This is a genomic window from Dyella sp. 01N448 (genome assembly GCF_056399225.1).
In genome coordinates, this window is the sequence record NZ_JBFTQX010000002.1 from 287,773 (window position 1) to 306,436 (window position 18,664).

The 18,664-nt window shown below is 62.4% G+C and carries 22 protein-coding genes and 1 tRNA gene; 5 read left to right on the forward strand and 18 right to left on the reverse strand.

Annotated elements, in window-relative coordinates; translation table 11 throughout:
• Positions 1 to 7 precede the first annotated feature (7 nt).
• The 6 genes from prfB to AC1DKY_RS03770 all read right to left on the reverse strand — a co-directional run bounded on the left by prfB (position 8) and on the right by AC1DKY_RS03770 (position 5,055).
• Positions 8 to 1,133, reverse strand: a protein-coding gene (gene prfB, locus AC1DKY_RS03745; RefSeq protein WP_441602380.1) for a peptide chain release factor 2 whose coding sequence is annotated in 2 segments (ribosomal slippage) — positions 8 to 1,057 and positions 1,059 to 1,133 — 1,125 coding nt in all. Because the reading frame shifts where the segments join, the coding sequence is not laid out codon by codon here.
• A 217-nt stretch (positions 1,134 to 1,350) separates the two neighbouring features.
• Complete coding sequence (gene asnB / locus AC1DKY_RS03750; RefSeq protein WP_441602381.1) at positions 1,351 to 3,024, reverse strand: asparagine synthase B; 1,674 nt, start codon at positions 3,022 to 3,024, stop codon at positions 1,351 to 1,353.
• Positions 3,025 to 3,117: 93 nt separating this feature from the next.
• The gene (locus AC1DKY_RS03755) at positions 3,118 to 3,246 is read right to left on the reverse strand and encodes a hypothetical protein (protein WP_441602382.1); all 129 of its coding nucleotides are present in this window, start codon (positions 3,244 to 3,246) and stop codon (positions 3,118 to 3,120) included.
• Between the two features lie 49 nt (positions 3,247 to 3,295).
• Positions 3,296 to 3,688 (reverse strand): SpoIIAA family protein, encoded by a 393-nt coding sequence (locus tag AC1DKY_RS03760; RefSeq protein ID WP_441602383.1) that lies wholly within the window; start codon positions 3,686 to 3,688, stop codon positions 3,296 to 3,298.
• 85 nt (positions 3,689 to 3,773) lie between these two features.
• Positions 3,774 to 4,715 carry a hypothetical protein gene (locus AC1DKY_RS03765; protein WP_441602384.1) on the reverse strand — a complete coding sequence of 314 codons (942 nt, stop codon included), beginning with the start codon at positions 4,713 to 4,715 and terminating at the stop codon, positions 3,774 to 3,776.
• 61 nt (positions 4,716 to 4,776) lie between these two features.
• Positions 4,777 to 5,055, reverse strand: coding sequence for a 2-hydroxyacyl-CoA dehydratase (locus AC1DKY_RS03770; protein WP_441602385.1), 279 nt, complete (start codon positions 5,053 to 5,055; stop codon positions 4,777 to 4,779).
• Between the two features lie 256 nt (positions 5,056 to 5,311).
• Here AC1DKY_RS03770 and AC1DKY_RS03775 point away from each other — a divergent pair, with 256 nt between their 5' ends.
• The gene (locus AC1DKY_RS03775) at positions 5,312 to 5,482 is read left to right on the forward strand and encodes a hypothetical protein (protein ID WP_441602386.1); all 171 of its coding nucleotides are present in this window, start codon (positions 5,312 to 5,314) and stop codon (positions 5,480 to 5,482) included.
• A gap of 30 nt (positions 5,483 to 5,512) precedes the next feature.
• Here the strand turns inward: AC1DKY_RS03775 and AC1DKY_RS03780 are convergent, their stop codons facing one another.
• The 3 genes from AC1DKY_RS03780 to AC1DKY_RS03790 all read right to left on the reverse strand — a co-directional run bounded on the left by AC1DKY_RS03780 (position 5,513) and on the right by AC1DKY_RS03790 (position 6,676).
• A complete protein-coding gene (locus AC1DKY_RS03780) occupies positions 5,513 to 5,929 on the reverse strand; it encodes a GFA family protein (RefSeq protein WP_441602387.1) in 417 nt (138 codons plus the stop codon).
• Between the two features lie 81 nt (positions 5,930 to 6,010).
• Entirely contained in the window at positions 6,011 to 6,241 is a 231-nt protein-coding gene (locus AC1DKY_RS03785) for a hypothetical protein (RefSeq protein WP_441602388.1), read from the reverse strand.
• Positions 6,242 to 6,481: 240 nt separating this feature from the next.
• The gene (locus tag AC1DKY_RS03790) at positions 6,482 to 6,676 is read right to left on the reverse strand and encodes an addiction module antidote protein (protein ID WP_441602389.1); all 195 of its coding nucleotides are present in this window, start codon (positions 6,674 to 6,676) and stop codon (positions 6,482 to 6,484) included.
• Between the two features lie 381 nt (positions 6,677 to 7,057).
• Between AC1DKY_RS03790 and AC1DKY_RS03795 the strand changes: the two genes are divergently transcribed.
• Complete coding sequence (locus AC1DKY_RS03795; protein ID WP_441602390.1) at positions 7,058 to 7,402, forward strand: hypothetical protein; 345 nt, start codon at positions 7,058 to 7,060, stop codon at positions 7,400 to 7,402.
• Positions 7,403 to 7,773: 371 nt separating this feature from the next.
• Here AC1DKY_RS03795 and AC1DKY_RS03800 read toward each other — a convergent pair whose 3' ends face one another.
• The 5 genes from AC1DKY_RS03800 to tpiA all read right to left on the reverse strand — a co-directional run bounded on the left by AC1DKY_RS03800 (position 7,774) and on the right by tpiA (position 10,866).
• Positions 7,774 to 8,667: an RNA-directed DNA polymerase gene (locus tag AC1DKY_RS03800; protein ID WP_441602391.1), complete on the reverse strand. Its 894-nt coding sequence runs from the start codon at positions 8,665 to 8,667 to the stop codon at positions 7,774 to 7,776.
• A gap of 157 nt (positions 8,668 to 8,824) precedes the next feature.
• On the reverse strand, positions 8,825 to 9,334 hold the full coding sequence (locus AC1DKY_RS03805; RefSeq protein WP_441602392.1) for a GNAT family N-acetyltransferase: 510 nt from the start codon (positions 9,332 to 9,334) through the stop codon (positions 8,825 to 8,827).
• 214 nt (positions 9,335 to 9,548) lie between these two features.
• Positions 9,549 to 9,633 (reverse strand) — tRNA-Leu (locus AC1DKY_RS03810).
• A gap of 11 nt (positions 9,634 to 9,644) precedes the next feature.
• A complete protein-coding gene (gene secG / locus AC1DKY_RS03815) occupies positions 9,645 to 10,091 on the reverse strand; it encodes a preprotein translocase subunit SecG (RefSeq protein WP_441602393.1) in 447 nt (148 codons plus the stop codon).
• Between the two features lie 25 nt (positions 10,092 to 10,116).
• The gene (gene tpiA, locus AC1DKY_RS03820; RefSeq protein WP_204636373.1) at positions 10,117 to 10,866 is read right to left on the reverse strand and encodes a triose-phosphate isomerase; all 750 of its coding nucleotides are present in this window, start codon (positions 10,864 to 10,866) and stop codon (positions 10,117 to 10,119) included.
• A 122-nt stretch (positions 10,867 to 10,988) separates the two neighbouring features.
• Between tpiA and AC1DKY_RS03825 the strand changes: the two genes are divergently transcribed.
• Both AC1DKY_RS03825 and AC1DKY_RS03830 read left to right on the forward strand, forming a co-directional pair.
• Positions 10,989 to 11,804, forward strand: a complete 816-nt coding sequence (locus AC1DKY_RS03825; protein ID WP_441602394.1) for an SDR family NAD(P)-dependent oxidoreductase — start codon at positions 10,989 to 10,991, stop codon at positions 11,802 to 11,804.
• A gap of 519 nt (positions 11,805 to 12,323) precedes the next feature.
• On the forward strand, positions 12,324 to 13,061 hold the full coding sequence (locus AC1DKY_RS03830) for a class I SAM-dependent methyltransferase (RefSeq protein WP_441602395.1): 738 nt from the start codon (positions 12,324 to 12,326) through the stop codon (positions 13,059 to 13,061).
• Positions 13,062 to 13,142: 81 nt separating this feature from the next.
• On the opposite strand, the gene AC1DKY_RS03835 is transcribed toward AC1DKY_RS03830, so the two are convergent.
• From AC1DKY_RS03835 to orn, 4 genes are all read right to left on the reverse strand, one after another.
• Entirely contained in the window at positions 13,143 to 14,078 is a 936-nt protein-coding gene (locus AC1DKY_RS03835; RefSeq protein WP_441602396.1) for an isopenicillin N synthase family dioxygenase, read from the reverse strand.
• A gap of 109 nt (positions 14,079 to 14,187) precedes the next feature.
• The gene (gene glmM / locus AC1DKY_RS03840; RefSeq protein ID WP_441602397.1) at positions 14,188 to 15,534 is read right to left on the reverse strand and encodes a phosphoglucosamine mutase; all 1,347 of its coding nucleotides are present in this window, start codon (positions 15,532 to 15,534) and stop codon (positions 14,188 to 14,190) included.
• A gap of 57 nt (positions 15,535 to 15,591) precedes the next feature.
• The gene (gene folP / locus AC1DKY_RS03845) at positions 15,592 to 16,500 is read right to left on the reverse strand and encodes a dihydropteroate synthase (protein WP_441602398.1); all 909 of its coding nucleotides are present in this window, start codon (positions 16,498 to 16,500) and stop codon (positions 15,592 to 15,594) included.
• A gap of 20 nt (positions 16,501 to 16,520) precedes the next feature.
• Positions 16,521 to 17,081, reverse strand: coding sequence for an oligoribonuclease (gene orn, locus AC1DKY_RS03850; protein WP_441602399.1), 561 nt, complete (start codon positions 17,079 to 17,081; stop codon positions 16,521 to 16,523).
• A 128-nt stretch (positions 17,082 to 17,209) separates the two neighbouring features.
• On the opposite strand from orn, the gene sbcB reads away from it, so the two are divergent.
• Complete coding sequence (gene sbcB / locus AC1DKY_RS03855) at positions 17,210 to 18,658, forward strand: exodeoxyribonuclease I (protein WP_441602400.1); 1,449 nt, start codon at positions 17,210 to 17,212, stop codon at positions 18,656 to 18,658.
• The last annotated feature ends 6 nt before the right edge of the window (positions 18,659 to 18,664 follow it).

The following is an 18,664-nucleotide window of genomic DNA, read 5'->3' on the forward strand; positions in this document are numbered from 1 at the left end:
GTGTCGATCAGGCATCCACGCGCTTGGCACCGGCATCCAGGCCGGACTTCAGACTCGCCTCGACAAATTCGTCGAGATCGCCGTCCAGCACCTTCTGCGTATCCGAACGCTCGATGCCGGTGCGCAGATCCTTGATACGGCTCTGGTCCAGCACGTAGTTGCGGATCTGGCTGCCCCAGCCGATGTCCGACTTGGTCGCTTCCAGCGCATCCTTCTCGGCGTTGCGCTTCTGCAGCTCCAGCTCATACAGCTTCGCGGCCAACATCTTCATGGCGCGATCGCGGTTGGCGTGCTGGCTGCGTTCGGTCTGGCAGGCCACGACCGTATTGGTCGGGATATGCGTGATACGCACCGCCGATTCGGTCTTGTTGACGTGCTGGCCACCGGCGCCGGACGAGCGATACACGTCGGTGCGCAGGTCGGCCGGGTTGATGTCGATATCGATGTCGTCATCGACTTCCGGCGACACGAACACCGAAGTGAAGCTGGTGTGGCGGCGGTTGTCCGAATCGAACGGGCTCTTGCGCACCAGGCGGTGCACGCCGATTTCGGTCTTCAGCCAGCCATAGGCGTAGTCGCCTTCCACGCGGAAGGTGGCGGACTTGATGCCGGCCACTTCGCCACCGGAGACTTCCATCAGCTCGGCCTTCCAGCCGCGCGATTCGGCCCAGCGCAAATACATGCGCAGCAGGATTTCGGCCCAATCCTGCGCCTCGGTGCCGCCGGCGCCAGCCTGGATGTCCACGAAGGCGTTGTTGGCGTCCATCTTGCCGGAGAACATGCGCTGGAATTCCAGCTTGCTCACCTTGGCTTCGAGGCCGGCCAGGTCGGTGACCACCGAGTTGGCGGTGTCTTCATCGTTGTCGGCGGCGGCCATTTCCAGCAGCTCGCCGGCATCGGTGAGGCCGGCCGTCAGGCTGTCGATGCCGCTCACGATGGTGTCCAGGCGGGCGCGCTCGCGGCCCAGTTCCTGTGCGCGCGGCGGATCGTCCCACACGGTGGGGCTTTCCAGTTCGCGGCTTACTTCTTCGAGACGCTCACGCTTGGTGGCGTAGTCAAAGATACCCCCTAAGCGACTCGACGCGGCCCTTGAGGTCCGCGATCTGCGCATGGATCGGATTGGTCTCGATCATGTGATTTGAAATTCCGGATATTCAGCCTTCTAGGATAACAGAGGTGCCTCAGGGGCCGGAATGCGCCCGAAGGGACCACTGGCGTGAACGCGCGTTCAGACGGGGCGGTCGGGCCGCGTCCCGGCAGCGGCCACAAGAGCGGCGCCATCCAAGGGAAGCGGCGGCGCCCCGGGCGATCAGCGACGGCCGTGCAAGCGCTCGTCCATCGCCTGACACCTCAGCCCAGCGCCTGCTGGTGCACGCCGCGCACCGCGCGGCCGGAGGGATCGGCCGCAGCCGCGAACGCCGGATCCCACGCCAGCGCCGCCGGCGAGGAACAGGCAATCGACTTCCCACCGGGCACCGTTTCCGCACACGCCTGCCCCGGATAGAACCGCTCGAAGATGCGCCGATACAAATAGGCTTCCTTGGTAGCGGGCGGGTTGTGCGTAAAGCGCGTGGCCGCGGCGGCGAACTCGCGATCGCTCACTGCCTGCTCGGCGTGCGCCTTGAGGCCGTCGATCCAGCCGTAGCCCACGCCATCGCTGAACTGCTCCTTCTGTCGCCACAGAATCTCGTCGGGCAAGGCGCCCTGGAAAGCTTCTCGCAGCACAGCTTTTTCAATCCGCCCCTGCCCCGCCATCTTGTGACGCGCATCCATGCCCATCGCGACGTCGAGAAATTCCAGATCGAGGAAAGGCACGCGCGCTTCCACGCCCCAGGCCATCATCGACTTGTTCGCGCGCAGGCAGTCGTAGCTGTGCAGCGCGTCGAGCTTGCGCACCGTCTCTTCATGGAATGCTTCAGCGGAAGGCGCCTTGTGGAAATACAGGTAGCCGCCAAAGATCTCGTCCGACCCTTCGCCTGACAGCACCATCTTCACACCCATCGCCCTGATGCGACGCGCCAGTAGATACATTGGCGTAGAGGCGCGAATGGTGGTGACGTCATAGGTCTCGATGTGTCGTATCACCTCGGGTAACGCGTCGAGACCTTCCCAGAAGGTGTACACAAAGCCGTGGTGCACCGTTCCCAGGGCATCCGCCGCCACTTGTGCCGCGGCAAGATCGGGCGAGCCTTCCAGCCCGATGGCGAAAGAATGCAGGCGTGGCCACCATGCTTCGCCGCGGTCATCATCCTCCACGCGATGACGTGCAAAGCGCGCGGCACAGGCAGCCACGAGCGAGGAATCCAGGCCGCCCGACAACAACACGCCATACGGCACGTCGGTCATCAGTTGACGATGCACGGCTTGTTCAAAGGCATGACGCAACTCCGGCAAAGGTACCTGGTGTCCCTGCGTCTGCGCATAGTCGCGCCATGGCTTGTGGTAGTAGCGACGCAGCTCGCCATCCACGCTGTCGTACACGTGCCCCGGCGGAAACGGCGCCACATCGGCACACAAACCAACCAGCGATTTCATTTCCGAGGCAACGCACAGCCGCCCTTCCTTGTCGTGCCCCCAATACAGCGGACACACGCCAATCGGATCACGCGCTATCACGTAGCGCGACTCGACGCTGTCCCATAGTGCAAAGGCGAAAATGCCATTGAGCTGGGATACCCAAACAGACGGCGATTCGTGTTGCCGATACAAGGCGTTGATCACTTCGCAATCGGAGCCCGTGGTGAAATCGTAGTCGCTTGCCGCACGCAGCTCGCGGTGGTTGTAGATCTCGCCATTCACCGCCAGCGCCAGCGCGCCATCGCGCGAATGCAAGGGCTGTGCGCCGCTGGCCGGGTCGACGATGGCTAGGCGTTCGTGCACAAGGATCACCCCTGCATCCACGAACACGCCGCTCCAATCCGGGCCGCGGTGACGCTGGCGTTGCGAAAGCTCGAGCGCCTGCTGGCGCAACGCGGCCAGATCATCGCCGGGTTGCAGATCGAACATACCGAAGATCGAACACATGAGCTGGATTCCTGGTTTGCCTTTCACGTGACGGAAAAACAAAAAGGCCCGCAGTGAGCGGGCCTTTTTGCGTGTGTAATGTGTTTCTGGTGCTTACACGCCGGCCCACCCGTGGTTGCGGGTATTGTTATTGGCGTTGTTATTGTTCAGCGCGCGCACGCACTCGCTGGCCGACGCCGCAGCGGCGGTCATGGCAACGAGTTGGGCGTGAAGGCTGATCATGTGGCCGACTTCATCACATGTCGCGCCAGCTGACAAGCGCCAATTGGTTTCATTTGTTCCCATCCTCGTCGACGGGCCGCGGTTCGCTGATCCATGCCACCGCTTCGTCGAATTGCACGTCATGGAACAGCTTGAACTCCGCCGGCACGGCAAACCCCATGGCAGTCGCTGTGATGCGTAACCAGTGCACGTCTGTCACCAGGGCCACGCGATCCCAGCCACTGAAGTGACGGAAGCCAAGCTGCGCGTCTTCCCACATGGCGCCTGCGTCAAAACCGGTGAAGTCCGGGCTGATGTGATAGAGCAAGCGCAGCTTTCGGTTGACCGCGAACGCCGCTTCGATATCGGGCACGAGGATCTGCGAGTAATCCGTGGCGGTGACCTGCCCGCTTGCACGAAAGCCCAGTGCACCCGCCGGCAAATCTGGAATCTGCTCGATCATGATTGACGTCCTCACCGTGATGGACGTCTGTATCTCAAATGGATTGTTACGGAGACGTCATCGCGGCAACAAGGATGCTTGCGCGTTACGGCTGCTGCGCTTTCGCGTGCGCCTCAAGCCACGGCGCCAGCGGTATCTGCCAGATGTTGTATTTGCTGTTATCCCAGTCCGCACGCACGGTACCGGGCGCGATATCCACCAGGCGATCGCTGGCGAAGTAAAGCGTCCGATGGTCGGGACTCAGGCGCGCTTCCGCGTCGGAGACGGCGCTGTTCACGCCATTGCCCAGATGGATCGGCGTGCCCCATGTGCCGTTGTCGCGAAAGACGATGAAAAGATCGATCTGACGCGCCGGCGAACGGCTGGAACCAAACACCACGAAGGACTCATCCGGCGCCACCGCAGGATCGACATCGGTGACGTGGCCATCGCTGAAAGGCAGCGGCTGCGGGTCATCGTAACCACCGCGATGCCATGCCGCCCGATACAACTGGAAGTGCTTCGGATTGGCAGCCGGGTGCATGAAATACAGACTGCCATCGGCCGCCACGCTGGGCGCGAAAGTGGAATCGCTGCGGTTGACGTTATCCGGCAGGCGCACCGGTGCGCTCCACTTGCCGTTCTGCCACATCACCTTCCACAGGTTGCCGCCGCGCTCGGGAAAGCTGCGCCCCATGAAGAAACCATCGAGCGGTTTGCCGCCCGGCGTCGACGGGCGATTGGAAACGAAAACGAGAAAGCGCCCATCCGGCGACATCGAAGGCTCCATATCGCTCCACTGTCCGGAGAACGGGGCCATCACCGGCGTGGACCAATGCCCATGGTCGAGATGGCTGACCAGGATGCCGGAATACGTGCCATCGCTACGCGTGAAATACACCGTGTTGCCATCGGGCGTGAAGGCCGGCGCGCTGTCATGCAGCGGACCGGAAATCACGCCGGGCGCGAACACCGTCGGCGTGACGTCCTGCGCCAGGGCATCGGCACAGATCAAGGCGAACACGGTAAGGACGGCGTAGCGCAACATTCCGGTACCTCAGGTGTGAACGCCGGATGCTAGCTCCCCTGCGAGCAAGGGCAAAGTGTGCCTAGTCCTGTTCGGGCGCCTTTCGGCTGACGCGACGCTTGCGCTGAGGAGCTTCCGAGGCGGCAATCAATGCCTGCAAATACGCAATGCCTTCTTCTTCGGGAAAAAACGCCACCACGTCGGCCACGCTCAACTGATAGCGCTCACGCAACGCGAGGAACTCGCGACGGGCGCGCTCCATCGGCTTTTCCTTGGCATCGCTACGACGCGTCTGCTGTTCCTTGTCGAGTGCGGCCAGTTCTTCCTGGAACTGCCGGAATGCGTCTTTTTGGATAGCCATCGCAAGGGCGTCGTCGTGGCGATGCGGGGCGGCCATTGTGACACGCCTGCTCGAAATGGCGGAAATGGCAGGTGATGCCGCAAAAGATTCATATAGCTGCGCCCCGGGGAGCACTCCGTCATGAGAATGTCAAAGCCTGCGATTCCTAGGAATTTGATAAGAATTCCGTTTGCCCAAATCGGCGCCTGCTTTAACCGGTCACCAACGAGCCGCTGGCTAGTCTGAACTTCCCAGGCGACCACCAGCAGGAGTGCATATGGATCCGATGACCCTTGATGCGCCATTTGCCGGCGAAGAACTTCACGCAAGGCGCGTGTCGCCCGAGCCCGCCGAGGGCTATGTGCTGGACCCATGGTCCGGGCTCTACACGGAAACGGAAGCGGCTTATCAAAGCCGACTGCAAGCGTCTCCGACACTGATCGCGTGAAACCCAAAACCCCGCCACGGCGGGGTTCTTTCATTCCGGAAAGGCCTGAAATTGCGGCAAGTCGTCGGTGATCTCGAACCACGGCGCCTTCGAGCCGACAAAGATGTGTTTACTCGGGCGAATGGAAGGCGCATCGACCAGCGTCCCCATCGCCACATGCACAAACTCACCGTCGCGCACCACCGAATAAAGCAGCGAGCCGCAACGGCCGCAATGCGCATCGTGCCCCGTGGGATCGCCCACGATCAGCAATGAGTCCTCACCCTGGATTAACGCCAGGTGCTCCCGCTCTATGCCCGCGAACGGCTTGAACGCCGAGCCGGTGGTGCGACGACACTGCGAGCAATGACAGTTGGCGGCATAGAGAAAAGCATCCTGCACCTGATAGCGGACAGCGCCGCAATAGCACTGCCCTACTAACGTATCGCCCGCATGTTGGGTCGCCATGGCCTGTTCCCATCCGTCTGATCTGGCGGATGTTAGCCCAGCCATACCCCGCCGTACTGGCGGGCGGATGCGCAAGGTCAGTTACTGCCCCTCACGGTCAGCATGTGCGCGAATCCCACGCAACATGATTTCCGCCTGGATTTGCCCCGCAATCGCCGAATCATCGGCCGCATGCCCATCCATCGTCTCCTGCAACGTGGCAAACCCATACAACCAGGCCCGCCAATACACCGACTCACCCCGCTCAAAGACCTCGCAAAAGACCTCGATCGGCTCGCCCAGCTCATCAATCAACGTGAAATTCATTTCCATGGCAGCAACCACTTGTTGGAAGCACAGCCGTCCCCAGCCGCCTGGAAAGGCGGTGCTCAGCGCGTACAAATGCCGTGCCGGGGATGGAGTTGGTGTTACTGATTAGGGGTGTATCAAGGAGCGTGCCAGCGGGGGCTTTTTAGTCCGAACATGCGATCGGAGCATCGATGGCAGATGAGAAAAACGGGGCCAGATTCACGCCTATTGTGAGCCTTCCCTCTGAGAAGTGAATCTGCCCCGTTATCGGAGGCTTTCGCGACCAAGGCCGCTTTCCTCGGCGACGCGCGTCATGCTCCGCGCCTTCACTACGTCAGCGACGGCGAGCAGAAACACGTCCATGTCGCCATCTTCGAGCGCGTCCTGCAGATAAGCCGCGATAACCTCGTCATTGTCGAGGAACACGGCGGCGTCAAATGTCTTCACCGTTGCGGTCATGGTTGTCACCTTTCTATCTCTTCTTGCCTGTCTGGTCCTGTCTCACTTCTCAGCCGCCTTAAGCGAAAAGGTGCTAGGGACAATTTCATGGGTCAGCATGCACTCTTTTGCGAACGCGAACTGCCTCCAGCTCCCCTAAGGGAATGGTGCTGACATTCGGTCAGCCTGGCGCCGTCACGCACCGCCTTGCCCAGGTGGACACCCATCTCGCCGATCCCTGACAGACGATGCCAACCCCGCTTGTTAGGGTCAGTCAGTCATTCGCGATGTCGTGTTGCACGGCCTCGCGAATGACCATGACCGCCAGGTCATGAGGCGCGGGCCGTGAGTGCGGAAACACTCACGACCCGCTAACCATCAACAACTTTCTGAGAGTTGATCATGGCTACCCACGATCATACGGTACGCATTCGCTCGTCCGTTCCCCCTGACGACACCCTCACTCCTCCGCCTCGCGACCACTCGTCCACGGCGGTGGCATCGCCCGAAACCCTGCGTCACAGCACTCGCGGTGACATCGCCCTGGCGGTGCTCGCCCTCACGCGCTTGCGTGTCGACAGCGAGCAATGCCGCCACGCGCAGGCGCGGGGATTCCCCGGCAGACCACTGCAATGGCCGCTTCCCGTGCCCGTCACGGCCAGCCTGGGCACGGCCATCCACTGCCTGCAGCAATACGCCCGCCTGCTCGGTGACGAGCCTCGAGTGAACACCACACGCCTCCGATGATCGCCGTTACGGCGCATCGGCCGGCATGGCGATGCGCCGCATTCGGACGATCACCGACGAAGCTGCCAAGCATTCACTGACACGGAGCGCTGTAAGCGCCTATCCGCTGCACGGCCGTGTCCGACAGGGAGGACAACCATGGAACTGATCCAGCTCACTCCGCACTCGGAAGTCGACCCCTCGCAACCCCTGCGAGCCCCCGGCGACATCCTGCTGCACGCCTACCTGATCCCCAGCGCCCTCAACCCCGCCCAACTCGCCCGTCGCACCGGCATACCCTCCAACCACATCAAAGCCTTCATCGCCGACACTCACCCCATCACCCCCAAGATCGCCCTCCGCCTTTCCCTCGCCTTCGACACCACCGCCTTTTACTGGCTGTCTACCTTCTCTGCGTCACCAGGATCACATATCACAGTCTTCTTCGAGTTGACGTACAAGCCGATATTGCGAAGCTCAATGCTCAAGTCTTTGAGTGCCTTCCTGGCGTCGAAGGAGTCATCGCAAACAATTTTGATGTCATCCATGTACCGGAAGTACTTGTATCCTTTTGAGAGCATCGCCCGGTCGACACCAAGCATGTAAATGTTGGCAAGGAAGGAGGATGCGTCCCGGTTCTGCGGCAGCCCGTACCCCGGTTTGTAGGTCCAATCGTTCAGGCATTTAAAAAGCGTTTGGATTCGGGCGCTTGCGTCGGCCTTTTCAGCCGCTGAGGCCGAGGTCTCTGGAAGAAGCTTCTCAAGCCCTTCCTTGAGCTTCCGAATGTCGATGTTGTCGTAGTAGTTAGTTAGGTCAGTAGAGAGCAGCGCATAGGCCGGAGGGCTGTCGGCATCCGGAATGAGCGTGGATCGGACCACGCCAATGAAGGCCATCCAAGATTGGACGCTTGACCGAAACAAATGCTTCTCAGCGAGCTCATGATCGTTGTAACGATGGCTAAATGCCTGCCAAGGAATCAAAGGGTCGTATAGCGGGACAAGGGCTGCTGCCAGGGCGTGATACATGACGCGATCCGAAATGCTCGTTTCGAGGGCCGAGCGCAGCGTGAAGTTTGACTTCGGCATATTGAGCGCGTGCCGTACACCTGGACGGAACTCGCCATGGTTGCTCTCGACGTTATCCCGCAGGATTTTCTGGACGAGGTCCTTATTGAACACGTCGTCGAACTTTCGTGGATCGGGAAACCAGTCGTCTTTGAGATCCTGACGTAGTTGCTTCAGAACGAGCTCGTCGTCGATTTTCAGCGCGCCCAACGTAATTGCCATCTCAGTCCTCGCCCCCCCTATCCCTGAAATCCGGAGGCCCTCAGCCCCCCGGGCCAGCATTATGCATGCTACCAACAATGGGCTCAGGTTCATTTTCCCGCATTGGCCTTCAGACTGAGAACTGAACTTGGCCCGGCCGTCTGACTTCGGTATTTGGTTAGCTCCGCACAAGCCTATACGACGGATGCTTCAACCCGGTTGGCGGGTACAGCTCATCATGCGTGTAGGTGAATCCAAGTTTCTGCAGAAATTTTCGCGACATCTCATTCTTGGGATGATGCCCTGCAAATAGAGAGGAAGCGCCGAGCGAGTTAAAGGCATAATCGATCGCCGCCTCGCCCGCCTCTACGGCCAATCCCCGCCCCCAAAACTCCTGACGCAGGTGAACTCCCAGCTCATACACGCGCTGAACGACATCGTAGGGGCGCAGACCTGCGCACCCAGCGTGTTCTCCGCTTTCTCGGAGGAAGATCGGCCAATACTGCACGCCGTGTTCTTGCATGCAGGACATCTCGGTAGACAAGCGCTTCGCCACCGCTTCTGCGGTGAACGGTCCGCCGATCAACGCAGTCACTTGGGGATCTCCCCATAACGCCCATGCAAGAGCCAGGTCGTCCGAGGTCCAGCAACGAAATTCCAGTCGTTTGGTCGGCGGGGGATGGTTCACGGGGCGACTCTTAGCGGGTGGCAAAGCGGGAAGGAATTTTTAGCTATACCGGCCGAAATATTGGCACAGCCCGTTGGTACCTCAACAATCGAATGGATCTCTGCCATGACGAGTGCCCGCTGTTGGCCCAATGCCCGAAACGCGCACACAAAAAAACCGCCAGTTGGCGGTTCTTTGCTTTCGATAACGACACGTCTGCATCGCTATCTTCGATTGGTGCCCAAGGGGGGACTCGAACCCCCACGCCTTACGGCGCTACCACCTCAAGGTAGTGCGTCTACCAATTCCGCCACCTGGGCAGGTGTCTTGCTTAGTTTTTCTTTGCCGGTTCCGTCGCGGCTGGCACGTCGCCCGTAGACTTGGCCGGAGCCGTTGCAGCGGGGACATCGCCCTGTGCCGGCTTGGTGGCCTGCGGGATTTCCGCGTTGGCCGGAGCGGCGGGCTGCGCATTTTGCGTTGCAGCCGGCTTGTTGGCAAGACCGGACATCACACCCAGATCGTTGCCGTTATCGGTCTGTGCCTTGCCGTTGTGGCCGAGGTAGATACCCATACCCAGGCTCAACGCGAAGAACAGCGCTGCCAGCACCGCCGTGGAGCGAGTGAGGAAGCTGGCCGAACCGCGTGCACCGAAAACGGTCGCGGACGCGCCGCCACCGAAACCCGAGCCTGCGTCGGCGCCAGCGCCGCGCTGCATCAGGATCAGCACGATCATCGCCGCGGCGATCAGAATGTAGAAAACGCTGAAGATGACGAACATGGTTCTGTTTAAGAGTCCGTTGCGCTTAATGCGCCGCAGCGCAGATTCCCAGGAAATCGGCCGATGCCAGCGAGGCGCCTCCGATCAGTCCACCATCCACGTCTGCTTGCGCGAACAATTCCGCAGCATTCGCCGCTTTGACGCTGCCGCCGTAAAGCAGCCGAGTCAGACGGGCAATCATAGCATCTTCTTTTTCCAGTTGGCTACGGATGAACGCATGCACATGCTGTGCCTGCTCCGGTGTGGCGGAATGGCCCGTGCCAATGGCCCAGAGGGGTTCGTAGGCGATCACGGCGGTGTCGAAACTGCCGATGCCGTTGAGGTCGAGCACGGCTTTGAGCTGGCGCGCCACGACCTCTTCGGTCTCGCCAGCCTGGCGCTGGGCCAGCGTTTCACCCAGGCAGAGAATGGGGGTGAGACCGCCGGCGCGGGCGGCGGCGAATTTGCGGGCCACCTGGGCGCAGGTTTCGCCGTGGTACTGGCGGCGCTCGGAGTGCCCGACGATGGTCCACTGCGCACCGATGTCGGCCAGCATGGCGGCGGACACTTCACCGGTATACGCGCCCTGCCCCTCGTGCTCGCTCACGTCCTGGCCGCCAAAACCGAGGCCCGAACCGGCATGCTGGCTCGCCAGTTCGCCCAGGTACGGGAACGGCGGCATCACCACCACATCGATGGCGGTCGGCAAGGCGGCGACGATGTCGCTGACCAGTGCTGTCGCCATGCTGCGGCTACCATGCATCTTCCAGTTGCCGGCGACGAGTTTCTTGCGCATGCGCGTGTTCCATTGCGTATAAACGACCAAGCTTACCGATCGACCATGCCACTGGCAACGAAGACCCGACAAACCCTTGCCGTTATGGAAAAAATCGGATGGACCACAAGGAGACCACTTCTATGCCACCTGCCCGCCCATTGAGTCTGGTGACCGGCGCCTCTGCCGGCATCGGCGCGGCCTTTGCGCGGGATCTTGCGGCGCGGGGCTACGATCTGGTGCTGACCGCCCGACGCGTCGAGCGGCTTGAAGCGCTGGCGCAGGAGCTACGCGACCAGCACAAGGCCAGTGTGACAGTACTCGCGGCTGATCTGGCTGACCCTGCCGCCGTCCGCCAACTGTGCGAGGCGCTGGATGCGCGTGGACTCAAGGTGGACTGGCTGATCAATAACGCCGGTTATGGCGTGCCGGGCACCTTCGAAGCGGTGGCCTGGCCGGTGCATGAGGCGTTTATCCGGGTGTTGATGACTGCGCCGGCTGAGTTGGCTTGGCAGTTGTTGCCGGGGATGCGTGAGCGGGGATACGGGCGGATCGTCAATGTCGCCTCGTTGGCCGGGCATGTGCCGGGGTCGGCGGGTCATACGCTTTATGCGGCGAGCAAGGCGTATCTGATCAAGTTCTCGCAGTCGTTGGCGTTGGAGAACCGGCATCTTGGGGTGAATGTTTGTGCGCTTTGCCCTGGGTTTACGTGGTCGGAGTTTCATGACGTCACTGGGACGCGGCAGCTGATGAACAAGTTGCCTGGTTTTATGTGGCAGACGGCTGAGGCTGTGGTGCGTGAGGGGTATGAAGCTGTCGAGTGTGGTGAGGTTGTGCGTGTGACGGGAGGAGTCAATCGCTTTATCAAGGCGATGATGAAGCTGCTGCCGGATAGGTTGACGTTGTGGCTTTCGGCGCGGGAGTCGAAGAGGTATCGGGATTTGGGGGAAGTGGCTTAGGCGGCGATCTGATCGCAACGTAACTTGTAGGAGCGCACTTGTGCGCGACCAGCCGTCGGAGCGGTATGTCTCGGCGTTGCGGTCGCGCACTAGTGCGCTCCTACAAAAAAGGGGTACGTACGCCTGTGGGGCGGATCAAAGGATGCGGGCCGCCCTTTGTAGGAGCGCACTTGTGCGCGACCAGCCGACGGAGCGGTATGTCTCAGCGTTGCGGTCGCGCACAAGTGCGCTCCTACAAGGGGGAGGCGCAGGCCTGGGGATGGCGGATCAGAGTTGCTGGTTGGCTATTTGTGGGAGCGCACCCWGTGCGCGACAAACCWACGGAGCGGTACACCCAGGCGTGGCTGTCGCGCACAGGGTGCGCTCCCACAAGGGAAGATGCAGGCCTGTGCGCGACAAACCTATAGGGCGGTAGACCCAGGCGTGGCTGTCGCGCACAGGGTGCGCTTCCACAGACGAGCGCAACATGGAAACTGCCGTCGATATACTGCGCTTGTCCATCTTGCGCAGGGCATGTCGATGAGCTTCAAGGATCATTTCTCAGGGCATGCGTCGATCTATCGCGAGGCTCGCCCTTCTTATCCTGATGCGTTGTTTGACTGGCTCGCGCAGATCGCCCCGGCGACCGAACTTGCCTGGGATTGCGGCTGCGGAAACGGGCAAGCCAGCGTCTCGCTTGCTGGGCGTTTTGAGCGCGTGTTTGCCAGCGATCCGAGCGCCAGTCAAATCGCCAATGCGGAATTGCGCGCCAATGTCGAATACCGCGCCGAACCGTCCGAACATTGTTCGCTGCCCGACGCCAGCGCCGATCTGGTGACCATTGCGCAAGCGCTGCACTGGTTCGATTTCGATGCGTTCTATGCGGAAGTGAAGCGTGTGCTCAAGCCTGGTGGCGTGATCGCGGCGTGGTCATACGCGGATTGCCATGTCACGCCTGCCATCGATGCGCTGAAGAATCGTGTGTATGTGGATCTTGTCGGCCCCTATTGGCCGCCGGAACGCGATCTGGTCGATTCAGGCTATCGCACCATTCCCTTTCCGTTCGTGGAAATCGCGGCGCCGCCGTTCGAGATGTCGGTGCGCTGGAGTGTCGAACACTTCCTCGCCTATTTGCGGTCGTGGTCGGCGACGCAGCGGTATGTGAAGGACAAAGGGGAAGATCCGGTCGCGATGGTGGAGGCGGAGCTTCGCGCGGCTTGGGGAGAAGATGTGCGTGATGTGCAGTGGGATTTTTATTTGCGATGTGGGCGCGTTTAAGGCGAGGTAGAGAGGCTTCCGCGAGCACCCGCCCCTCACCCCGACCCTCTCCCCATCGGGGAGAGGGAGTAAGGCGCGGCGTCAGATCAGCTTGATCTCGCGCAAACGCTCCAGCAAATACTCATGCGAGGTAATGCTGGTGTTGTAGCGGCTCGGGTTGTCCGGTGTGATCGTTTGCGGCAGCGGATCGAGCACCACGTCCGGATTCGGATGCAGGAAGTACGGCACCGAGTAGCGCGGCTTGCGGGCGTTGGCGTTCTGCGGGTTGACCACGCGGTGCGAGGTGGACGGATACACGTGGTTGGTCAGGCGCTGCAGCATGTCGCCGATGTTCACCACGATGGCGTCGCCTTCGGTGGTGATCGGCAGCCACTCGCCTTCGCGGGTGAGCACTTCGAGGCCTTCGGCGCTGGCGCCGACCAGCAGGGTGATGAAGTTGATGTCCTCGTGGGCGCCGGCGCGCACGTTCGGGATGTTCTCGTCGGTGATCGGCGGGTAGTGGATCGGGCGCAGGATGGAGTTGCCCTGGTCGATCTTGTCATCGAAGAAGTGCTCGGGCAGATCGATGTGCAGGGCCAGTGCGCGCAGTACGCGCGAGCCAAGCTGATCGAGCGCTTCGAACAAGCCGTAGCCGTTCTGCTTGAAGTCGGCGATTTCGGCCGGCCAGATGTTCGGCGGCATGACGTCGGCGAATTTCGAATCGCGCGGGATTTCGCGGCCGACGTGCCAGAACTCCTTGAGGTCGGCGAACTTGCTGTCCTTGGCCGTTTCCACCTTGTACGGCGTATAGCCGCGAGCGCCACCACTGCCGGCGATGTGGTACTTCATCTTGGTGTCGTTCGGCAGCGCGAAGAAGCGCTGGAACGAATCGTAGGCGCCGTCGATCAGCTCGCGCGGGATGCCGTGGCCGCTGATGCAGCAGAAGCCGTATTCACGGTAGGCGTTGCCCAGCTCGGCCACGAACGCGGCGCGATCGGTGTCGTAACGACGGATGTCGAGAGTCGGAACTTTCTTCATGATCTGTCCACAGGTTGTGCGTGCGGTCCACTTATCTGTCCGCCACCGCAGGGGCGGGGCACGTCGGGCCAATCCTTGGCGACCTGGGTAACAAAAACGCTTTACAGGCTCACGAACGTTCTGCCGCCGATTTTACGACACCGGCGAGCTGTTCGGCCAACTGGCGCACTTCGGCCTCGTCGCCCGCCTCGATCGTGACGCGGACCAGGGGCTCGGTGCCGGAGGCGCGCAGCACCACGCGGCCGCGACCGGCCAGGGTCTGCTCGGTCTGGGCCAGCGCGGCGCGCACCGCCTCGCTGCCAAGGGCTTCGCGGGCGCCGTCGGCACGCACGTTGATCATGATCTGGGGCATCTTGTGCAGCCCCTGGCGGGCCACGGCCAGGTCCGCGCCGGCGAGGGCTTCGAGCACGGCCAGCGCGGATACGATGCCGTCGCCGGTGGTGGCGCGGTCCAGGCACAGGATATGGCCGGAGGTCTCGCCGCCCAGGTTGCCGCCGTGCTCCTTGAGCTGCTGCAGCACGTAGCGGTCGCCCACGTTGGCGCGGATCAGCTTCACGTCGAGCTTGGCCAGCGCCAGCTGCAAGCCGTAGTTGCTCATCAGCGTGCCGACCACCGGGCCGAGCAGCAGGCCCTGGGCGTGCCAGGCGTTGGCCAGCACGTAGAGAATGTCGTCGCCGTCGGCGGTCTTGCCGTGGCGGTCGACCAGTTGCAGGCGGTCGCCGTCGCCATCGAAAGCAATGCCGATGTCCGCGCCCTGCTCCACGACCGCACGCTGCAAGGCCTGCGGATGGGTAGAGCCGACGTCGCGGTTGATGTTGAAGCCGTCGGGCTTGTCGCCCAGCGTGGTGACCACGGCGCCCAGCTCAGAGAACACCTTGGGCGCCACCTGGTAGGTCGCGCCGTTGGCACAGTCCAGCACGATCTTGATGCCGCGCAGGTTGAAGTCTTCCGAAACGGTGGACTTGCAGAATTCCGCGTAGCGCGTGACTGCATCGGCGATACGAATCGCCTTGCCCAGCTGCTCGGAGGGCACGGTGGCGAAGTCGAGCTCAAGCTCTTCTTCGATCGCCAGCTCTACTTCGTCGGACAGCTTCTCGCCGTTGGCGGAGAAGAACTTGATGCCGTTGTCGTGATGAGGATTATGCGAGGCGCTGATCACAATGCCCGCATCGGCACGCAGGGAACGCGTGAGGAAGGCCACGCCCGGCGTGGGCATGGGGCCGAGCAGCGACACATCGGCGCCTGCAGCGACCAGGCCGGCCTCGAGCGCGGACTCGAACATATAGCCGGATACGCGCGTGTCCTTGCCGATCACTACCTTCGGTCGCGGCCGGCCGTGGCGGGCGAGCACCACGCCCACGGCGCGTCCCAGCCGCAGCATGAAATCGGCGCTGATCGGCCACTGCCCCACGAGACCGCGAATACCGTCGGTGCCGAAATACTTCCGTTGCGTCATGGTCCTGCTCCTACCGGGTCGGCGCTACAAAGGCGCCAGACGTCCTGGTTTGTTTGGTTATTCGTCGTCCGGCCAGCGCGGCGCGGAAGGTTTGTCGTCGCGGCGCGGCGGTGTGTCGCCGGCCTGCACGGCGTTCCATACCGCCAATGCATCCACCGTGGCCGCCACATCGTGCACGCGCACCATGCGCGCGCCACGCTGCACGGCGATGACCGCGGCCGCGACCGAACCAGCCATGCGTTCGGCCGGCACCTGGCGGCCGGTCAGCGTGCCGATCATCGATTTGCGCGACATGCCCACGTAGACGCCGCTTCCAAGGCTGGCGAAACGTTCCAGCGCGCGCAGCAGCGCGAGATTGTGTTCCAGGTTCTTGCCGAAACCAAAGCCCGGGTCGACCATCACTTTGCGGCGATCGATGCCGGCAAGCTCGCAGGCGAACAGGCGATCGGTGAGGAAGCGATGCACTTCGCCCACCACGTCGTCGTACTGCGGATCGTCCTGCATGCTGCGCGGCTCGCCCAGCATATGCATCAGGCATACCGGCACCCCCAGCTCGGCCACGGCGTCCATGGCGCCCTCGCGCCACAGCGCGTAGACGTCGTTGACCATGCCGGCGCCCGCGGCCACGGCCGCGCGCATCACTTCGGGCTTGGAGGTATCGATGGCCAGCGGCACGCCGGTGCGCGCCACCAGTTGTTGCAGCACGGGCAGCACGCGGCGCAGTTCTTCGTCCACCGGCACGTCGTCGGAACCGGGGCGAGTCGATTCGCCGCCGATATCGAGCATGTCCGCGCCCTCTTCCACCATGCGCAGGCCATGCGCGACGGCGTCATCGACCGACGCGTATTGACCACCGTCAGAGAACGAATCGGGCGTGACGTTGAGGATGCCCACCACGCGCGGACGGTCCAGCTTCAACTGGCGGCCGTTGCAGTCGAGCACGGGAGCGAACAGATCGAAAGACATGATGACTCCCAGGGGTGACCTTAGGACGCGCCGCCCAGCGGTCCCATGAACTGGCGGTAATAGCGCAGCTCGTCGATCGAATCGCGGATATCGGACAGCGCCGTATGCGCCGATTCCTTGGCAAAGCCCTTGCCGATGGCCGGCGACCAGCGGCGTGCGAGCTCCTTGAGCGTCGACACGTCCAGATTGCGGTAATGGAAGAAGCGCTCCAGGCGCGGCATCTGGCGATGCAGGAAGCGGCGGTCCTGGCAGATGGAGTTGCCACACATCGGCGATTTGCCCGGCGGCACCCATTCCTTGAGGAAGTTGAGCGTGGCCTGTTCGGCGGCCAGGTGATCGTCGGCCGAGGCCACCACCTGTTCCCACAGACCGGAGCGGCGATGCTGGTTGCGGTTCCACGCATCCATGCCTTCCAGCCGCTCCAAGGCGTGCCGGATCGCGAAGACCGGGCCTTCGGCCAGTACGCGAAGATCCTTGTCGGTGACGATCGTGGCGATCTCGAGGATGGAGTCGTTGTCCGTATCGAGGCCGGTCATTTCCAGATCGATCCAGATCAGATTGTCTTCGTTCGCTTGGCTCATGCGCCCTCCTGGACGCGGAGTCTAACAGCAGGTTGCGGGCCGCCACCCTGATTTTCGGCCTGGCTCTTACGCCGAACCCTCGCCGGGGGAGCGTGGAGCACGCATGAAGGCCATGCGATGATCGCTGCATGCAGACCTTTTTCTGGCACGACTACGAGACCTTCGGCGCCGACCCCTGGCGCGATCGACCCGTCCAGTTCGCAGGCATCCGCACGACCATGGAGCTGGAAATCGTGGGCGAGCCGGTGATGTTCTTCGGCAAGCCACCCCGTGAAATGCCGCCCCATCCGGACGCCTGCCTGATCACCGGCATCACGCCACAGCAGGCCGAGCGCGAGGGTTGCCTCGAGGCGGATTTCGCCGCCCGCGTACACGAACAGCTGGCCCAGCCGGGCACCTGCGGCGTGGGCTACAACTCCTTGCGCTTCGACGACGAGATCGGGCGCCAGATGTTCTACCGCAATATGTTCGAGCCCTATGGCCGCGAATGGGAGAACGGCAACTCGCGCTGGGATCTGATCGACCTGGTGCGCATGTGCCAGGCGCTGCGGCCCGAAGGCATCGAATGGCCCAGGCGCGAGGATGGCTCGCCCAGCTTCAAGCTTGAGCACCTGGCCACCGCCAACCACCTGCGGCAGGAGCGCGCGCACGACGCCTTGTCGGACGTCTACGCGCTGATCGACCTGGCGCGCCTGATCCGTGTGCGCCAGCCGCGGCTATGGGACTGGTACTTCAACTTGCGCCGCAAGCAGCGCGTGTTCGAGATGCTCGACGTGGTGGCGATGACGCCGGTGCTGCATGTGTCGTCGCGCTATCCGGCCAGCCGTCACTGCCTCGCGGTGGTGGCGCCCTTGGCGGCGCATCCGAGTCGCCCGGGGGAAATCATCGTTTACGACCTTTCCAGCGACCCCTCTGAATTGCTTGAGCTGGACGAGGAAGAAATCGCGGATCGGGTGTTCACTTCGCGTGCCGATCTGCCCGAGGGTGTGGAACGTATTCCGCTGCGCACTGTGCGCGCGAATCGGGCGCCGGCGCTCGCGCCGTTGTCCACGCTCAAGGGCATGGACATGGGGCGTCTGCAGATCGACATGGAGAAGATTCAGACGCATCGCGACATGCTCGCCTCGGCGGATGGCCTCGCGGCAAAACTTCGCCGCGTATTCCAGCGTGCGGCCGATCTGCCGCCGCCGGCCGATCCGGAACTTGCCTTGTATAGCGGCTTCCTCCCCGATGCCGACAAGCGCCTGCTGACCGATATCCGTGGTACGCCCCCCGAGCAATTGGGGCAACGCGAGTTTCCGTTCCGCGATCCGCGCTACCCGGAGCTGCTGTTCCGCTATCGGGCCCGCAACTGGCCGCACACGCTGAGCCTGGACGAACAGGCGCGCTGGCAGGCGTTCTGTCGCGATCGCCTGACCAAGCCCACGCCACTGACCAACCTCACGCTGGACGATTACTTCGCCCGCATCGCCGCCTTGCGCGCCGAGCATGCGAGCGACGATAAACTTGCCATCCTCGATCAACTGCAAGCCTGGGGCGAGCAGCTCGCCGCCGACCTTGCACCCATCAGCGCCTGACCACAG